Origin of the sequence: uncultured Aquabacterium sp., assembly GCF_913773725.1 — a bacterium.
In the GTDB taxonomy this organism is placed as follows: domain Bacteria; phylum Pseudomonadota; class Gammaproteobacteria; order Burkholderiales; family Burkholderiaceae_C; genus Aquabacterium.
Map to the genome: position 1 here is coordinate 15417 of NZ_CAJYGK010000135.1, position 17394 is coordinate 32810.

The 17394-nt window shown below is 69.1% G+C and carries 13 protein-coding genes and 1 pseudogene; 8 read left to right on the plus strand and 6 right to left on the minus strand.

The annotated features are described in order from the left end of the window. Position 1: 1 nt before the first annotated feature. Positions 2 to 1639 (minus strand): L-aspartate oxidase, encoded by a 1638-nt coding sequence (nadB, locus tag QZ709_RS15870; protein WP_294638368.1) that lies wholly within the window; start codon positions 1637 to 1639, stop codon positions 2 to 4. 155 nt (positions 1640 to 1794) lie between these two features. Further along, entirely contained in the window at positions 1795 to 3345 is a 1551-nt protein-coding gene (locus QZ709_RS15875) for a glycosyltransferase family 39 protein (RefSeq protein ID WP_294638369.1), read from the minus strand. A 202-nt stretch (positions 3346 to 3547) separates the two neighbouring features. Between QZ709_RS15875 and QZ709_RS15880 the strand changes: the two genes are divergently transcribed. Beyond that, positions 3548 to 4525, plus strand: a complete 978-nt coding sequence (locus QZ709_RS15880; protein WP_294638370.1) for an NADPH:quinone oxidoreductase family protein — start codon at positions 3548 to 3550, stop codon at positions 4523 to 4525. Positions 4526 to 4552: 27 nt separating this feature from the next. On the opposite strand, the gene queG is transcribed toward QZ709_RS15880, so the two are convergent. Beyond that, positions 4553 to 5644, minus strand: coding sequence for a tRNA epoxyqueuosine(34) reductase QueG (gene queG / locus QZ709_RS15885; protein ID WP_294638371.1), 1092 nt, complete (start codon positions 5642 to 5644; stop codon positions 4553 to 4555). A gap of 81 nt (positions 5645 to 5725) precedes the next feature. Here queG and tsaE point away from each other — a divergent pair, with 81 nt between their 5' ends. Both tsaE and QZ709_RS15895 read left to right on the plus strand, forming a co-directional pair. Further along, a complete protein-coding gene (gene tsaE, locus QZ709_RS15890; RefSeq protein WP_294638372.1) occupies positions 5726 to 6286 on the plus strand; it encodes a tRNA (adenosine(37)-N6)-threonylcarbamoyltransferase complex ATPase subunit type 1 TsaE in 561 nt (186 codons plus the stop codon). Next, positions 6279 to 7832 (plus strand): N-acetylmuramoyl-L-alanine amidase, encoded by a 1554-nt coding sequence (locus QZ709_RS15895; RefSeq protein ID WP_294638373.1) that lies wholly within the window; start codon positions 6279 to 6281, stop codon positions 7830 to 7832. Before tsaE ends, QZ709_RS15895 begins: the two co-directional genes overlap by 8 nt. Before the next feature lie 95 nt (positions 7833 to 7927). Here QZ709_RS15895 and QZ709_RS15900 read toward each other — a convergent pair whose 3' ends face one another. Further along, on the minus strand, positions 7928 to 8578 hold the full coding sequence (locus QZ709_RS15900; protein ID WP_294638374.1) for a DedA family protein: 651 nt from the start codon (positions 8576 to 8578) through the stop codon (positions 7928 to 7930). A 107-nt stretch (positions 8579 to 8685) separates the two neighbouring features. Between QZ709_RS15900 and mutL the strand changes: the two genes are divergently transcribed. The 5 genes and pseudogenes from mutL (at position 8686) to QZ709_RS15925 (ending at position 15126) form a co-directional block, all read left to right on the plus strand. Continuing rightward, on the plus strand, positions 8686 to 10794 hold the full coding sequence (mutL, locus tag QZ709_RS15905) for a DNA mismatch repair endonuclease MutL (protein ID WP_294638375.1): 2109 nt from the start codon (positions 8686 to 8688) through the stop codon (positions 10792 to 10794). Between the two features lie 438 nt (positions 10795 to 11232). Then, a pseudogene (locus QZ709_RS15910) lies at positions 11233 to 11994 on the plus strand (pseudouridine synthase); the annotation flags it as partial. After that, positions 11981 to 13255, plus strand: a complete 1275-nt coding sequence (locus QZ709_RS15915; RefSeq protein WP_294638376.1) for a multidrug effflux MFS transporter — start codon at positions 11981 to 11983, stop codon at positions 13253 to 13255. The pseudogene QZ709_RS15910 and the gene QZ709_RS15915, both read left to right, overlap by 14 nt. Positions 13256 to 13273: 18 nt before the next feature. Beyond that, positions 13274 to 14257 carry a tRNA (adenosine(37)-N6)-dimethylallyltransferase MiaA gene (gene miaA, locus QZ709_RS15920; protein WP_294638377.1) on the plus strand — a complete coding sequence of 328 codons (984 nt, stop codon included), beginning with the start codon at positions 13274 to 13276 and terminating at the stop codon, positions 14255 to 14257. Between the two features lie 98 nt (positions 14258 to 14355). Then, a complete protein-coding gene (locus QZ709_RS15925) occupies positions 14356 to 15126 on the plus strand; it encodes an MBL fold metallo-hydrolase (protein WP_294638379.1) in 771 nt (256 codons plus the stop codon). A 34-nt stretch (positions 15127 to 15160) separates the two neighbouring features. On the opposite strand, the gene QZ709_RS15930 is transcribed toward QZ709_RS15925, so the two are convergent. Next, the gene (locus QZ709_RS15930; RefSeq protein WP_294638381.1) at positions 15161 to 16720 is read right to left on the minus strand and encodes a DHA2 family efflux MFS transporter permease subunit; all 1560 of its coding nucleotides are present in this window, start codon (positions 16718 to 16720) and stop codon (positions 15161 to 15163) included. Between the two features lies 1 nt (position 16721). Next, the coding region (locus QZ709_RS15935) for an HlyD family efflux transporter periplasmic adaptor subunit (protein WP_294638382.1) at positions 16722 to 17394 on the minus strand (673 nt) is incomplete at its 5' end.

A 17394-nucleotide genomic window follows, 5' to 3' on the forward strand; every position in this document is an offset into this window, starting at 1 on the left:
ATCAGGGCAACCAGGCGTCCTTGTCCTTCTTCTTGGCCTTTCGGCACAGAATGGTCGGGAAGCTGGCCGGCAGCGTGTAGGGGTAGTCGCGGCTGTAGTGCAGCCCGCGGCTTTCCTGGCGCGACAGGGCCGAGCGCACGATCAGCTCGGCGCAGTCCACCAGGTTGCGCAATTCCAGCATGTCGCGCGTGACGCGGAAGGCCGCGTAGTAATCGTCGATCTCGGAGCGCAGCAGTTTGATGCGGTGCAGCGCGCGCTCGAGGCGGCGCGTCGTGCGGACGATGCCCACGTAGTTCCACATCAGCAGGCGCAACTCGTCCCAGTTGTGGGCGATCACGACCTCTTCGTCGGCATCGATCACCTGGCTCTCGTCCCAGGCCTGCACCCGCGGGGCAGCTTTCGGGATCTGGGTCTGGATGTCGTCGGCGCAGGTCTTGCCCAGCACCACGCATTCGAGCAGCGAGTTGCTGGCCAGACGGTTGGCACCGTGCAGGCCGGTATAGGTGGTCTCGCCCACAGCGTACAAGCCAGGCAGGTCGGTGCGGCCGTGCAGGTCCGTCACCACGCCGCCGCAGGTATAGTGCGCCGCCGGCACCACCGGGATCGGCTGGCGCGCGATGTCGATGCCCAGCTCCAGACAGCGTGCGTAGATCGTCGGGAAGTGCGAACGCAGAAAGGCCTCGCCCAGGTGCGTGGCGTCCAGCCACACGTGGTCGACGCCATGCTTCTTCATCTCGAAGTCGATGGCGCGTGCCACGATGTCGCGCGGCGCCAGCTCGCCACGTTCGTCGTGGTCGGGCATGAAGCGGTGTCCATCGGGCAGCTTCAGGATGCCCCCCTCGCCGCGCAGCGCTTCGGTGATCAGGAAGCTGCGCTCCTGCGGGTGATACAGGCAGGTCGGGTGGAACTGGATGAACTCCATGTTCGCCACACGGCAGCCGGCACGCCAGGCCATGGCAATGCCATCGCCGGTCGAGGTGTCCGGGTTGCTGGTGTAGCGGTACACCTTGCCGACGCCCCCCGTGGCCAGCACCACGGCCGAAGCCGCCAGCGTTTCCACCTCGTGCGTGTCGATGTTCAGCGCGTACACGCCGTGGCAGCGCCGGTCGGAGGCCTTCTCGCCCGCCGGCTTCTTGAGGTGGCGCTGGGTGATGAGGTCCACCGCCATCCAGCGCTCGCGCAGTGTGATGTTCGGGTGCTTCTTGACCTCGTCCAGCAGCACGTCGTGGATGGCCTTGCCGGTGGCATCGGCGGCGTGTGCGATGCGGCGCACGGCGTGCCCCCCCTCGCGGGTGAGGTGCAGGCCCAGTGGGCCTTCCGGATCGGGCGAAAACGGCACGCCCCGGGCCACCAGCCACTCCACGGCTTCGGCGCTGTGGCGGGCGATGAACTCGGCGGTGCGCTCGTCCACCAGGCCGGCCCCGGCTTCCTGGGTGTCGCGCACATGGGATTCGACGCTGTCGTCGCTGCCCAGCACCCCGACGATGCCGCCTTGTGCCCACGCCGTCGCGGCCTCTTGAAGTTGACGCTTGGCCAGCACGATCACGGGCTGCGTCTCGGCCAAGTTCAGCGCCACGGTCAGGCCGGCCAGGCCGGCACCAATGATGACCACGGGCAAAGGCGACTCGGGAGCGGACATGGTGACGCGACGCTTCAGGGCATGAATGGAGGCCGAATTCTAGCCCTCGCCCTCGACAGGCCCCGCCCACGTCGCCAGACAGCCTGCGTCATGACGATGACACTGCATCGGATCGGGTCGGTACCGTTGCGCGGCAGACGCACCGACCATCCCGCTCAAGGGGCGCAGCGAGGTGCCCCGCACAGGCGCTCGCAGAAGACGCATCCACGCACCGGCAGCCATGACGGGAAGGCGTAGTACCGGCGGTTCACTTCCCGGAGCACCCGTTCACGGTAGGCCACGTAGTCGAAGCCCCGCCCTTCGATCACGTGAAAGGGCTGCCCATCCTGCACGATCTGCCAGGTGCGCACGCTTGCGAAGAAGGGCTCGTACTCGCCCGGGGCCGGTGCGCTGGTGCGCAGCACGCGGATGGTGCGGCCATCGAAGCGGCTGTAGTCCACCACCAGGTCGTCCTGCCGCGCATGGAAGCTGCCCAGGCCGAACACCGGCACATGGACGCCGGCAGCATGGCCGTACAGCGAGGCGGCCGAGTACGCATGGGCCATCAGCACCACGTCCGGCGCAGCCACCTGCCGAACCAGTTCGGGCGCTCGCACGGCCTCCACCACGCGCTTGTAATGCTTGAACGACTGCCACTGCGACAGGTTCGTCTGGGCGATGCCCAGCACCAGCACCAGGTGCAGCCCCAGAAACCAGGCCAGGCCGCGCCTCACCCCGGTCAGTCGCTCGGCCGGCACCAGCCACGTCAGCAGCGCGATCAGGAAGGGGTAGAACGCCAGAAGCCAGTGCAGTCCGATCACCTTGCGGCCGGCCATCAACGCAAAGCAGGCCAGCGGCACCACGGCCACGCACACCAGCAGCGCATGCCCTTGCCAGGCTGCACGCCAGCGGCCTCGCGCTCGCCAAGCGCACCACACCCACACGGGGCCCAGCAGGTACAGCAGCGTGGCCACATAGGCCCCGACCTTGTCCAGGCCGAAATCGGCGTCCTCGTTGCGGTTGAAGACGTTGAACATGATGTTCGTCCAGCAGTGGTCCAGGTTCCACCACAGGTTCAGGATGGCAGCCGGCAGCCCGCATGCCACCAGCACCAGCAGGCCGCGCCAGCGCGCACGCGCCCAGCCCGCAAAGTAGACCAGGTAGGCCAGCCCCAGCAGCACCGCAAAGTACTTCGACAGGAAGGCCAGGCCGATGGCGACGCCGCTCAGCGCGTACAGCCCCCAGGCCGGACGCCCACGGACCGACTGGCGTTCCGCGCGGACCAGCGCCGCCACCGACCAGGCCGCAAACAGGATCAGCGGCGAATCGGTCGTCATCAAGGCATTCAGCCAGTTCATCGGCATCAGCCAGTACAGCAGCACCGCCCATGCGGCCCGCGTGCGGTCGACCGGGCTCCAGGCCCACCAGATGGCCCAGCCGACCCCCAGGGGCAGAAGCAGCATCGGCACACGGATGGCCCAGGCGGCGTCGCCCCACAGGGCCCGCGCGCCCATGATCCACCAGGCCACCATGGGCGGATGGTCGTAATAGCCGTAATCGGGGAAGCGCGCCCACCAGTAGAACAGCGCCTCATCGCCCGTCATGGGCAGCGTGGCCGACCACCAGGCCCTGAAACACAAGGACAGCAGACCGACCGCCCACAACCACCGCACGAGGGTCGGGTCGAGGCGGGCGGCATCAGCGCGAACAGCAGGCAGGACAGGCATGCAACCGGGGCCCGGTCAGCCCGGGAAATCAGGTGGGACAACAGGCCCTGCCCCACCAGGGGCGGAACAGGACGCCGGGGATTCTAGGCGCCCGGATGTTCGCCAGGCCGACACTTTTTTCCGCAGTGCGATGTGATACTGCAGCGGACACCACCTCAGAGTCCCTCGACGGACCTTTCTTTTCTTCAGGAGACAAACCCTCATGCACGCCTGGATCTGCAACGAATTCGCCGGCCCCGATCAACTCGTCTGGCAGGCTCAACCCACCCCCGAGCCTGGCAAGGGCGAGGTGCGCATCGCCATCAAGGCCGCCAGCCTGAACTTCCCCGACCTGCTCATCGTGCAGGGCAAGTACCAGATGAAGCCGGCGCTGCCCTTCGTGCCCGGTGCCGAGTTTGCCGGTGTGGTCGAAGCCGTGGGGGAAGGCGTCAAGCATCTGGCCGTGGGCACCCACGTGGCGGGCTTTGCGGGCACGGGCGGGTTCGGTACCCACGCCGTGGCGCCGGCTGCGGTGCTGATGCCCCTGCCGCCGGCCTTCTCGTTCGAGGACGCCGCCGCCTTCCTGTGCACCTACGGCACGACCTACCACGCACTGATGGACCGTGCCGCCCTCAAGGCCGGTGAAACCGTGCTGGTGCTCGGTGCAGCCGGGGGCGTGGGCACCGCAGCCATCCAGATCGCCAAGGCGGCCGGCGCGCGGGTCATCGCGGCGGCCTCCACCGACGAGAAGTGCGCGCTGTGCCGCGAGCTGGGCGCCGACGCCACCATCAACTACGGCACCGAGAACCTCCGCGACGCCCTCAAGGCCCTGACCGACGGCAAGGGCCCGGATGTGATCTACGACCCCGTGGGCGGCGAGCTGACAGAGCAGGCCTTCCGGTCGATCGGCTGGCGCGGGCGCCTGCTGGTCGTCGGGTTTGCCAACGGGCAGATCCCCAACCTGCCGCTGAACCTGGCCCTGCTGAAGGGCGCCTCCATCGTCGGGGTGTTCTGGGGCGAATTTGCCCGCCGGGAGCCACAAGCCAATGCCGCCTGCCTGATGCAGCTGGCCGCCTGGTACCTGGAAGGCAAGATCAAGCCGGTGATCGAACACAAGCTGCCCATGGGCCAGCTCAAGGAAGCGTTCGCGCTGATGGGCACACGCCAGGTACGAGGCAAGGTCGTGCTCGTCAACGACTGACCTGCCACCGGGCGGGACGCCAGGCCCTCAGAATGTCTGGGCCTGGGCCATCGCCCACTGCACGTGCTCGGCCACCAACGCGTGGTCGTCGCCCGTCAAGGGCGTGCGACCCGACCAGCCGGCCAGCGCTGCCTGCACGGCCTCGCGCTGTGCAACGGGCAGTTGGGGCGCGGCCAGCGCGTTGCCCATAGCGACCGCCAGATTCCGCTGCCAGCGCACATGCCCGATCCGACGGATGGGGCTGCCTTCCGTCCAACGCAGAAAGGTGGCCTCGTCCCATGCCCACAGGCCCAGCAGATCAGGGTTGGCCAGGGGTGCCCGCACATCGAAGTCGACCACCCGCGCGGGCTGGGCGAACTTGTTCCAGGGGCAGGCAAGCTGGCAGTCATCGCAGCCGTAGATGCGGTTGCCCATCAACGGCCGCAGCGCCAGGGGGATGGGGCCCGCGTGCTCGATCGTGAGGTACGAGATGCACCGGCGTGCGTCGACCCGCCGCTCGCCCACGATGGCCTGCGTGGGGCAGGCCGTGATGCACGCACTGCAGGAGCCACAGTGGGCGGATTCGGGCTCTGTCACAGGCAGCGCCACGTCCACATAGATCTCGCCGAGGAAAAAGGTCGAGCCGGCCTCGCGCGACAGCAGCAAGGTGTGCTTGCCTCGCCAGCCCAGGCCGCTGCGGCTGGCCAGCTCCACCTCCAGCACCGGGGCCGAATCGGTGAACACGCGGTGCCCGAACGGGCCGATCAGGGCGGCCAGCCTGTCGGCCAGCTTCTGCAGGCGTGCGCGCAGCACCTTGTGATAGTCCCGCCCCCGCGCATACACGGACACCGTGGCGCGCGCCGGGTCGGCCAACCGGTCCCACTCGATGCGCTGCCACCCCGGTGTCAGCCCGGCAGGCAGGTAATCCATGCGCGCAGTGATCACCCTCACGGTGCCCGGTACCAGCTCGGCAGGCCGCGCCCGCTTGAGCCCATGCGAAGCCATGTAGTGCATCTCGCCGTGGAAACCACGCGCCAGCCAGTCCATCAGACCCGGCTCGGCACTTGACAAGTCGACATCTGCTACGCCAATCTGGGAAAATCCCAGTTCTCTGGCCCATTCACGCAGTGCGTCCAACACGTCGTTTGGGTCCGACAGCGCCTGATGCGCAGGCGCACTGGATGAGCCTGCGCACAGATCCTGCCCGGGTGACCGCAATTCATGACGCATGTGACCATCGTAGCAAGCCCGACTGCCTCTGTTGCCAGCGAGGTCGACCTGACCTGGCGGGACGAGTCTGCCTGCGCTGCAACCGCCACCGCGCTGGCTCAGGCATTGCGCGCCGGCCTGGAAGGGGGGGCTTCGATGGTGATCGAGTTGCATGGCACGCTGGGCGCCGGCAAGACCACCTTCACGAGGCACCTGCTGCGCGCCCTGGGCGTGCAGGGGCGCATCAAGAGCCCGAGCTATGCGGTGGTCGAGCCCCATGAACTGCCAGGCCACACCGTGCACCACTTCGACTTCTACCGGTTCAATGACCCTCAGGAATGGGAAGACGCGGGATTCCGCGACCTCTTCGCCGCTCCGGGGCTGAAGCTGGTCGAGTGGCCGGACAAGGCGGCGGGGCTGCTGCCCACGCCAGACTTGCGCCTGCACCTCGCCGTGCCCGATGAAACCCGGCGCGAGGTGAAACTGGAAGCGCTGAGCCCCGAGGGCAGAGCCGCCCTGTCGGCCGTGATCCCGTCGTCCCCCGCAGCAGAAGGAGGTCCCGTCCATGCGTGAGCAAGACCGCGTTCCCCCCTCCCCGCGCCGACGCCTGTTGAAGCAGGCACTGGGCGGCACGCTGATCCTGGTCCTCGGACCCAAGGAACTGGCCTGGGGCGCGCAGCTGGTGGCCGTGCGGGTGTGGCCGGCCCAGGACTACACGCGGGTGACGCTGGAGTCCGACACGGCGCTCAACGCCACCTTCTTTGCCATCGATCGCCCCAACCGGCTGGTGATCGACATCGAAGGGCTCGAGCTCAGTTCGCAACTCAAGGAGCTGGTGCGCAAGATCCGCAACGACGACCCCTACATCGCCGGCGTGCGCGTCGGGCAATACAAGCCCACCATTGCCCGGCTGGTCATCGATCTGAAGCAGGCGATCAAGCCGCAGGTCTTCGGGCTGCCGCCCGTGGCGGCCTACCAGCACCGTCTGGTGTTCGATCTTTACCCGGGCGCGCCGATCGACCCGCGGCTGGCCCTGCAGACCACACCGGGCACTGCATCGCCGGGTGCTGCGCCCCCTTCGGGGCCGGTCACCACGTCGCCGCAGGGCGGGCCCGCCTCCTCGCCCAGTTCGCATCCGCCGGTTCATTCACCCGCCACCACCACGGCACAGCGCTCGGCCGAAGAGGCGGCCGAAGCGATGAACGATGCGCTGGGCGAGTTCATCGGCGGGTTGAAACGCAGCGTTCCGGAAGGGGACACGCGCGTGGCGGGCGGCCCGGCCAAGGTGCCCGAGCGGGAGCGTCCCGCCCGGACGCCGGAGAAATCTCCCGAGCGCCCGGACCGCAATGCCGTGGCGCGCAACGACCGCGCCGAGCCCGAAGGACCTGCACCGGACGGCCCGGCCACACAGCGACTCGTCATCATCGCGCTGGACCCGGGGCATGGCGGCGAAGACCCCGGCGCGGTCGGCCCCAGCGGTCTGTACGAAAAGAACGTGGTGCTCGCCGTCGCGCAGAAGCTGCGTGCCCGCATCAACGCCCTGCCCGGCATGCGCGCCATGCTGACGCGGGAATCCGACTACTTCGTGCCCCTGCATGAACGCGTGAACAAGGCCCGCCGGGTGCAGGCGGATCTGTTCGTGTCCATCCACGCCGACGCCTTCATGAACCCGGAAGCCCGGGGGGCCTCGGTGTTCGCCCTCTCTGAAACGGGCGCCACCAGTGCGGCAGCGCGCTGGATGGCCAAGCGCGAGAACGCGTCCGACCTGGTCGGGGGTGTCAACATCAAATCCAAGGACGCCGTGGTGATGCGCACCTTGCTCGACATGTCGACCACGGCGCAGATCAAGGACAGCCTCAAGCTCGGGCAGGCGGTGCTGGGGCACCTCGGCAAGGTTGGACGGCTGCACAAGCCACGCGTGGAGCAGGCCGGCTTCGCCGTGCTCAAGGCGCCCGACATCCCGTCCATCCTGGTCGAAACCGGCTTCATCTCCAACCCGGAGGAAGAGTCCAAGCTCAAGGACGAGGGATACCAGGCAGAACTGGCCGACGCCCTGCTGGCCGGCATCCAGCGCTACTTCGCCCGCAACCCGCCGCTGGCCCGCAACCGGGCGCTGTGAGCCGTGCAGCGCTGCGGCCCGCACACGGATGTGCGGGCCCCGGTCCGCGCGACGCAATCAGCGGATTCGGCTCGACTCGGCCGGCTCGCCGGCAGTCAGGCGACCGCCCGGGCCTGCCGGCCGGCGCGCCAGGCACCGAAGATGGCGATCAGACCCGGCACGATGATCATCGCCCAGATGATCTTGCTGAGGTGCTGCTGCACGAAGGGAATGTTGCCGAACAGGTAACCCACCACCGTGAGGCCCACGACCCAGATCAGCGCCCCGATGACGTTGTAGGCGGTGAAGGTGGCCCGGTTCATCTGCGCCACACCGGCCACGAACGGCGCGAAGGTGCGAATGAACGGCATGAAGCGGGCGATGATGATCGTGATACCACCGTGCTTCTCGTAAAAGGCATGCGCGGTGTCGAATGCACGGCGATTGAACCAGCGCGAGTTCTCCCACTGGAACACCTTGGGCCCGATGTAGCGCCCGATGGTGTAGTTCAGCTGATCGCCCGCGATCGCGGCCACCAACAGCACGGCGATGGCCACCGGCAGGCTCATCGCACCCGAACCCGCCAGCGCGCCCACCATGAACAGCAGCGAATCGCCCGGCAGGAAGGGCATGACGACCAGGCCGGTTTCGACAAACACGATCAGGAAGAGCAGCCCGTAGACCCACGGCCCGTAGAGCTGGACGAATTCCGCCAGGTGCTTGTCCACGTGCAGGATGAAATCGATCAGGAAATGTGCGATGTCCATGGCGGGCGATTATGGCGGCTGCGGGTGACGGGAACAGCAAGCCCGGTGGCCGCGCAGGTGTAAGCCCCCCAAGCGCGGGCATCGGGCTGCCCTTCTACAATACGAAGATGAATCCGGATCCTGTTTCTGCCCCCGACACCCCCGATGCCTCTGCCTTCGCGCACAGCGGGGCGGAAGGGAACCCGGCGCGGCGCACCATCCAGGAGTTGCCGGACGAACTGATCAGCCAGATTGCCGCGGGTGAGGTGGTCGAGCGCCCGGCCTCGGTGGTGCGCGAGCTGGTCGACAACGCGCTGGACGCCGGGGCCACCCAGGTGACGGTCAAACTCATGGCCGGTGGCGTGCGCCAGATTCTGGTCGAAGACGACGGTTGCGGCATTCCGGTGCCCGAGATGCCGCTGGCGCTCAAGCGTCACGCGACCAGCAAGATCCGCTCGCTGGACGACCTCGAACACGTGGCGACCATGGGTTTCCGCGGGGAGGCGCTGGCCGCGATCGCGTCCGTGTCTGACATGTCGGTGTCCAGCCGGACGGGGAGTGACGCGCATGCGCACCGTCTGGATGCCCGCTCCGGCGAACTGACACCCGCGGCGCGGGCCGTGGGCACCAGCGTCGAGGCACGGGAGCTGTTCTTCAACACGCCGGCGCGCCGCAAGTTCCTCAAGAGCGATGCCACCGAGCTGGCCCATTGCCTCGAAGCCGTCCGGCGCCATGCGCTGGCGCGGCCCGATGTCGGCTTTGCCGTCTGGCACGATGGCAAGCTGGTCGAGCAGTTGCGACCGGGCTCGGCCGCCCAGCGGGTGCAGGATGTGCTTGGCGACGCCTTCGTGAGCACCAGCCGCGAGGTGGACCTGCAGATCGGGCCCATGCGCGTGCACGGCCGCGCCGGCTTGCCGGACGCAGCCCGCTCGCGGGCCGACTGGCAGTATTGCTATGTCAATGGCCGCTATGTGCGCGACAAGCTGATCGCCCACGGCGTGCGGTCGGCCTACGAGGACGTGCTGCACGGCTCCCGCCAGCCCACCTACGTTCTGTTCATCGAGATCGACCCCGAGCGCGTGGATGTCAACGTGCACCCGACCAAGATCGAGGTGCGCTTCCGGGACTCGCGCGAGGTGCACCAGGCCGTGCGCAAGGCGGTGGAAGCCACGCTGGCGCGGTCTCGTGCCGGTGCGCAGGCCGCCCCGCTGATCCCCGGGCTGGCTGCACAGACGGGTGCGCCGGCGGCCACGGATGCAACGCCGGTTGCCGCCACGGCAACGGACGGCACCGGGGCAGACCGCACCGTTCGGCCCTGGCCCGGCTCCCATGCGACCCAGGGCACGTTGTCCTGGACGCGCCCGCCGGATGCGCAGCCCGAGCGCCGATGGGCGGGCTGGCCCGGCGCCCAGCCTGCCAGTCCCGCCGCTGCCGGGCCCACGGCGGGGACCGGTACGCCCGACCCGTTTGCCGACCTGCGGCTGCCCCGCGTGGTGGCGCGCGACGACGCGAGCGAACCCCTTACCGAGATGCCCTCTGGCACCGTCATGGCCCGTGAAGCCCCATCGGCTGCTGCGCAAGCATGGCTGGCCGCCACCGAAGCCGCCAGCACACAAGGCGACGCCCTTGCGCGCAACGAGGCTGCAGACGAAGACTGGCCGCTGGGGCGCGCCATCGGTCAGATCGGCGGCATTTACGTGCTGGCCGAAAACGCCAAGGGGCTGGTCATCGTCGACATGCACGCGGCCCACGAGCGCGTGGTCTATGAGCGGCTCAAGGCCCAGCTGGCCCATGAAAAGCTGGAAAGCCAGCCGCTGCTGATCCCGTTGACCTTCGCCGCGACGCCGGCCGAGATCGCAACGGCCGAATCCAGCCGCGAGGCGCTGGCCGACCTGGGCCTGGACATCGACGCCATCGGCCCCGGCAAGCTGGCCGTGCGCGCCGTGCCGGCGGCCCTGCAGCAGGCGGATGGTGTCGACCTGGCGCGTGCCGTGCTGGCCGAGCTGGCCCAGCTGGATGCCAGCCACGTGGTGCAACGGGCGCAGCACGAACTCCTGGCCACCATGGCCTGCCACGGCGCGGTGCGTGCCAACCGCAAGCTGACCCTGACCGAAATGAACGCCCTGCTGCGCGACATGGAAGCCACCGAGCGCGCAGACCAATGCAACCACGGCCGGCCCACCTGGCGTCAGTTGACGCTGCGGGAACTGGACGCGCTCTTCATGCGCGGCCGCTGACCCGCCCTTTCCCTGTTTTCCATGACTGAACGCAAGAAACTCAGCCTGAGCCGCCCGGCTCCTGCCGACAGCAGTGACGCTCCGGCGCGCCGCAAGCCGCCCGTGCGCGGCGCCGGCAGCGCCCCTCGCAAGCGCATGACGGCTGCCGAAGCCGCGCAGGCACGCGAAGAAGCGGCTCGTGCCCCGCGCAGCGAGCCTGTGGACCGCCCCCGCCATGACAGTGGCGAGGGATGGCCTGCCCGCCGCACGGCCGAACCCCGTCGCCCGGCCCAGGGCGACGGGCGCGGTCGCCCTCCTGCACGCCCTGCCCCGCAAGGCGGCCGGGGCGACGCACGCCGCCCGATGGAGCGGCCCGCGTACCCGGAACGCGCCCCGCGCGCGGAGGCGCAGCCCACTGCCCGCCCCGAGCGCCAGGCCGAGCGCCCGGTTCCCGACGACGGCCGCATTCGCCTGTCCAAGCTGATGAGCGAGCGAGGTCTGGCGTCTCGTCGCGAAGCCGACGAGTGGATCGAGCAAGGCTGGGTGCGCGTCGACGGCGAGGTCGTGGCCGAGCTCGGCGTGCGGGTCCTGCCGAACGTCGACATCACCATCGACCCGCTGGCCCGGACCCAGCAGGCCGAGCGGGTGACCATCCTGCTGCACAAGCCCATCGGCTACGTCAGCGGCCAGGCCGAGGACGGCCATGAGCCTGCCGTCGCCCTGATCCGCCCGGAAAACCGCTGGCGCGAAGACCGCCACCCTCTGCAGCTCACCCGTGGCCACCTGCGCAATCTGGCGCCTGCCGGCCGCCTGGACATCGACTCCACCGGTCTGCTGGTGCTCACCCAGGACGGGCGGGTGGCCCGCCAGCTCATCGGCGAAGACTCGGGCATCGAGAAGGAGTACCTGGTTCGCGTGCAGAGCGTGAGCGAGCCGGACTCCGAGAACGTCTCTGCCGTGGTCTCGCCCGAGACCCTCGAGCGGCTGCGCTTCGGGCTGGAGCTCGACGGCCGGCAGCTGAAGCCGGCACAGGTGTCCTGGCAGAACGAGCAGCAGCTGCGCTTCGTGCTGCGCGAAGGCCGCAAGCGCCAGATCCGCCGCATGTGCGAGCTGGTCGGCCTCAAGGTCGTGGGGCTCAAGCGGGTCCGCATGGGTCGCGTCACACTGAGCAAGCTGCCGCAAGGCCAATGGCGTTTCCTGAGGCCGGATGAGCGCTTCTGACGCCGCCCCGCCGTCCGCCGGCACGCACCACGGCATCCCGACCTGGGTGGTCGTGGTCGCGCTCAGCATGCTGCTGGGCCTCCAGCCCGTCACGACCGACCTGTACCTGCCAGCCCTGCCGCAGATGCAGCGGGCCCTGGGGCTGACGCCCTCGCTCGCGCAGTGGACGCTGTCCGTGCTGATCCTGAGCTTCGGGCTCACCCAGCTGGTGTGGGGGCCCATCGCCGACCGCATCGGCCGCCGGCCCGTGTTGCGCACCTGCCTGTCGTTGTATGTGCTGGCCAGCGTCGCGGCCACGCTGGCGCAGGATTTCAGCATCATGATCGTCGCGCGGATGGCGCAGGGCGCCACGCTCTCCGGCGTGGTGATGTGCGGCCGCGCCATGGTGCGCGATCTGTACGAACCGCAGGACGGTGCGCGCATGATGGCCCATGGCATGAGCGGGCTCGGCGTCATTGCGCTGATCGGCCCGATCCTGGGCGGGCTGATGGCCACCCACGGCGGCTGGCGCGCCACGATGGCCCTGCTGGCCGTGTCAGGCGCCATCGTGCTGGCCTTCATCTGGCTGCGGCTGCCTGAAACACTGCCCATCGCGCGCCGCCAGGGCTCGCTGGCCCTGTCGACCCTGGTGCGCAACTGGGCCGGCATCGGTCGGCACCCGCTGTTTCGCAGCTACGCCCTGCTGTCCGCCTCCACCTATGGCGGGCTGTTCGTATTCCTGTCCATCTCGTCCTTCGTGTTCATCGACGTGCTGGGCATCAGCCGCACGCTGTACGGCATGGTGATGGCCAGCACCTCGCTGGCCTACCTGATGGGGACCTTCTATTGCCGCCGCACGCTCAGCCGCCGGGGGCTGCAGGGTACGGTTCGCCGCGCTGGCTGGTATCCGCTGGCCGGGGGGCTGTATGGCGCGCTGATCTCCCTGGTGCAGGTGTCGACCGACTGGAGCGTGCCTGCCTGGGCCCTGCTGCCCGGGCTGTGGCTGTACGCCTTCGGGCACGGCATCCACCAACCCTGTGGCCAGACCGGCGTGGTCGCCGCCTTCCCGCACCAGGCGGGCGCGGCCTCGGCGCTGTCCGGGCTCGTGCTGTCGGTCGTGGCCTTTGCCGTGGGCGCACTCGTGTCCGGCTGGACGGCCCTGCCCGGCTGGGCCGGCACCATCCACCCGCTGACACTGGGCATGGCCCTGGGCGGCGCCGTCACCGCGCGCGTGGCCCTGCACCGCGTTCAGCGACACGGGCTCATCCCCAGGACCGCCTGAGCGTCCCGCCCCGACACCATGCCGTCGCCTTCCGACCTTTCGCCCCTCTGGGTTCTGACCGGCCCCACCGCCTGCGGCAAGACCGCCGTCGCGCTCGATCTGGCGCGGCACCTCCCGCTGGAGATCATCAGCGTGGACTCGGCGCTGATCTACCGCGACATGGACATCGGCACCGCCAAGCCGACGCCCGAAGAGCGGTCACAGGTACCGCACCATCTGATCGACATCGTGGAGCCCACCGAGCGCTACAGTGCCGCCCGGTTCGTGGCCGATGCCGAGCGCCTGATCACCGACATCCGTGCGCGCGGGCGGGTGCCGCTGCTGGTGGGCGGCACGATGCTGTACCTGAAGGCCTTGCTGGAGGGCATGGACGAAATGCCCGCCATCCCGCCGGACGTGCGGGCCGAGGTCGACGAACGGATGCGTACCCGAGGCAGTGTGGCCCTGCACGCTGAGCTGGCACAGGTCGACCCGGAAACCGCAGCGCGGCTGGCACCCGGTGACACCCAGCGCATCCAGCGCGCCATCGAGGTGTGGCAGGCCACCGGGCGGCCGCTGTCGAGCTTCCAGCAGCGCAGCCGCGAAGGCACCGCGCTGCGGCGTCCGGCCGTCGTGGTCTCGCTCGAACCGGCCGACCGGGCATGGCTGCACCGGCGCGTGGCCCAGCGCTACGAGCAGATGATGACCGCGGGCCTGGTGGACGAAGTCCGCGCGCTGCGCGCCCGTCCCGAGTTGAACGCCGACCTGCCCTCCATGCGCTGCGTGGGATACCGCCAGGTGTGGGAGGCGCTGGATGCCGGCCTGGACCTCGACAACCCGGCCGTGCTGGCCGAGGTCACCGAGCGCGGCGTAGCCGCCACCCGCCAGCTGGCCAAGCGGCAGGTGACCTGGCTGCGCAGCATGCCGGACCGCCATGTGGTGGTGTGCGACCAGGGCGACAGCCCGGCCACCCTGTCCGAAAAGGTCCGTGCCGCCTTCACGACACCTCACCCTGCGCCTTGAGGTGGATTAAGTCAGTCGACTGTACGCATCGGTAAGCTCGGCAATCCCCTTTCTGCCGTGCGGACCGGCGCGGGCCGGGGACGATTCTGGAGTACCCGATGCCATACGAGCTGTTTCGCCAGCAGGGCCATGCCTGCCTGATGTTTTCCGACCTCAGCAACGAGGGTGGCGAGGCCGTGCAGGCCAACCAGTTCCTGATCGTCGATGGCGACCATGGCGCCATCATCGACCCGGGCGGCAACCTGGCCTACAGCGAGCTCTACCTGGGCATGACACGGCACTTCCCGCCCTCGCGCCTGTCGGCCATCCTTGCTTCGCACGCCGACCCGGACATCATCGCGTCTCTGGACCGCTGGATGACGGCCACGCCCGACGCCAAGCTGTACGTGTCGACCCTGTGGGAGCGCTTCGTGCCCCACTTCTGCAAACCGGGCAAGACCACGGGCCGCATCGTCGGCATCCCGGATCAGGGCATGCGCATCCGCGTGGGGCGCCACGACCTCATCGCCCTGCCCGCGCACTTCATGCACGCCGAGGGCAACTTCCAGTTCTACGACCCCGTCAGCCGCATCCTGTTCTCGGGCGACCTCGGCGTGTCCTTCCTCTCGGGTGAAGCGGCCAAGCAGCCGATCCGGTCACTGAACCCGCTGCCTCGCGGCATGGAAAGCTTCCACCGCCGCTACATGGTGTCCAACAAGATCCTGCGCAGTTGGGCGCGCATGGTGCGCACCCTGCCCATCGACATGATCGTGCCGCAGCACGGCGCCCCGATGACGGGCGCCGCGGTCAACGAGTTCATCGACTGGGCCGAGCAGTTGATGTGCGGCATCGACCTGATGGGCGATGCGCACTACACCGTGCCGCGGTGAACGCCAGCGGGGAAGCCATGCTCCCCCGCAAGCCTCAATGGGCGCCCGCGTCCGCAGGCGCTGCAGCCGCGCGTTTGGGGCGCGTCATCCAGACCAGCGGCACCATCAGCAGAAACAGCAGGGCCGAAGCCAGGTAGACGTCGTCGGCTGCCCGGGTGAAGGCCTGCTGGTCGATCAGCCGCGTGATCTGCGCGGCCGCCTGCTCCATGCCCATGCCGGCACGGCCCAGCACATCGAAGGCCTCGGCCGCACCCGGATCGGTGCGCGAAACGTGCTCGACCATGTGTACATGGTGCAGCGTGGCGCGATGGTCCCACACCGTGGTCACGGTGGACGTGCCGATGGCACCGGCCGTGATCCGCACGAAGTTGCTCAGCCCGGAGGCGGCAGGGATGCGATCCGGCGTCAGGCCCGACAGCGTGATCGCGCTCAGCGGAATGAAGAAGAACGCCAGCGCCGCGCCCTGGATGATGGTGGGGATCATGATGTGGGTGAAGTCCGCCTGCACCGTGAAGTGCGAGCGCATCCAGAGCACGACGGCAAACACGCAGAAAGACACGGTGGCCAGCGCCCGCGGATCGACCCGCCCGATGTTCTTGCCGACCACCGGCGACAGCAGGATCGCCAGCAGCCCCACCGGCGCCACCGCCATGCCGGCTACCGACGCGGTGTAGCCCATGTGCTGCTGCAGCCACAGCGGCAGGATGACCACGTTGCCGAAGAACAGCCCGTAGCCGATCGACAGCGTGGCCACGCCGAACGCGAAGTTCTGACGCGAGAACAGGCGCAGGTCCACCACCGGGTGGTCCTGGGTCAGCTCCCAGATCACGAACACCACGAAGCCGATCAGGGCCACCAGCCCCAGGGCGACGATCTGGCCGCTTTCGAACCAGTCCAGCTCCTTGCCCTTGTCCAGCATCACCTGCAACGCCCCGACCCACAGCACGAGCAAAGCGAGCCCCACGGTGTCGATGGGGAGCTTGCGCGTCGGCGTTTCGCGTTTCTGGTAGATGCGCCACGCCACCGCGGCGGCCCCCAGGCCCACCGGCACGTTGATGTAGAAGATCCAGGGCCACGACAGGTTGTCGGTGATCCAGCCCCCGAGCAGCGGCCCCGTGACCGGCGCCACCAGCGTGGTCATCGACCACATCGCCAGGGCCATGCCCGCCTTGCCGGGCGGGTAGCTGCTGAGCAGCAGCGTTTGCGACAGCGGGATCATCGGCCCGGCCACCAGGCCCTGCAGCACCCGAAACCCGATCAGCATCTCGAGCGACGTGGCCAGCCCGCACAACCACGAAGCCAGCACGAACAGCAGCACGCTGGCCGTGAACAGCCTGACGGCGCCAAAGCGCTGCGTGAGCCAGCCCGTCAGCGGCACCGAGATGGCGTTCGCCACCCCGAAGCTGGTGATCACCCAGGTGCCCTGCGTGGGGCTCACACCCAGGTTGCCCGCGATCGCCGGCAACGAGACGTTGGCGATCGAGGAGTCGAGCACGTTCATGAAGGTGGCCAGCGACAGGGCCACCGTGCCCAGCGCCAGCTCGCCTCCTTGCAGCGGACGCGGGCCGGCCGCGGCAACGGGCGGGGTGCTCACATCAGGCTCCTCGTGCGCCGGTCCTAACCGGTGCGGCGGCATGCCCGAGGTTGGCCTCGATGATCTGGCGCACCAGGGCATCGGCCTCGCGGGCCTGCTGGTCGAACACGGTGGTCTCGCTCAAGGGCCGAGCCCGCGGCGTGGCTGCCAGCACGGCGCCATCCTGCTTGCTCACATCGAGCTCCACTTCCATCGACAGCCCCACGCGCAGCGGATGGGCCGCGACTTCCTTGGCGTCCAGCTCGATGCGCACCGGCACACGCTGCACAATCTTGATCCAGTTGCCCGTCGCGTTCTGCGCCGGCAGCAGCGCAAACGCCGCGCCCGTGCCCGCGCCGAGGCCGGCCACCTTGCCGTGGTAGACCACCTTGCTGCCGTAGACGTCGGCCGTCAGCGTGGCGGGCTGGCCGATGCGAACCCGCTGCAGCTGACTCTCCTTGAAGTTCGCGTCCACCCAGGGTTGACCCAGCGTGACGAGGGCCATCAGCGGCGTGCCCGCCTGCACCCGCTGGCCCACCTGCACGCTGCGCTTGGCCACATGGCCGTCCACCGGCGCGGGCAGGTTCACGCGTTGTGCAGCCAGCCAGGCCTCACGCACGCGCGCCGCTGCGCGTGCCACATTGGGATGGTCCGTCACCTGGGTGCCATCCGTCAGGGCGCGGTTGGCACCCCAC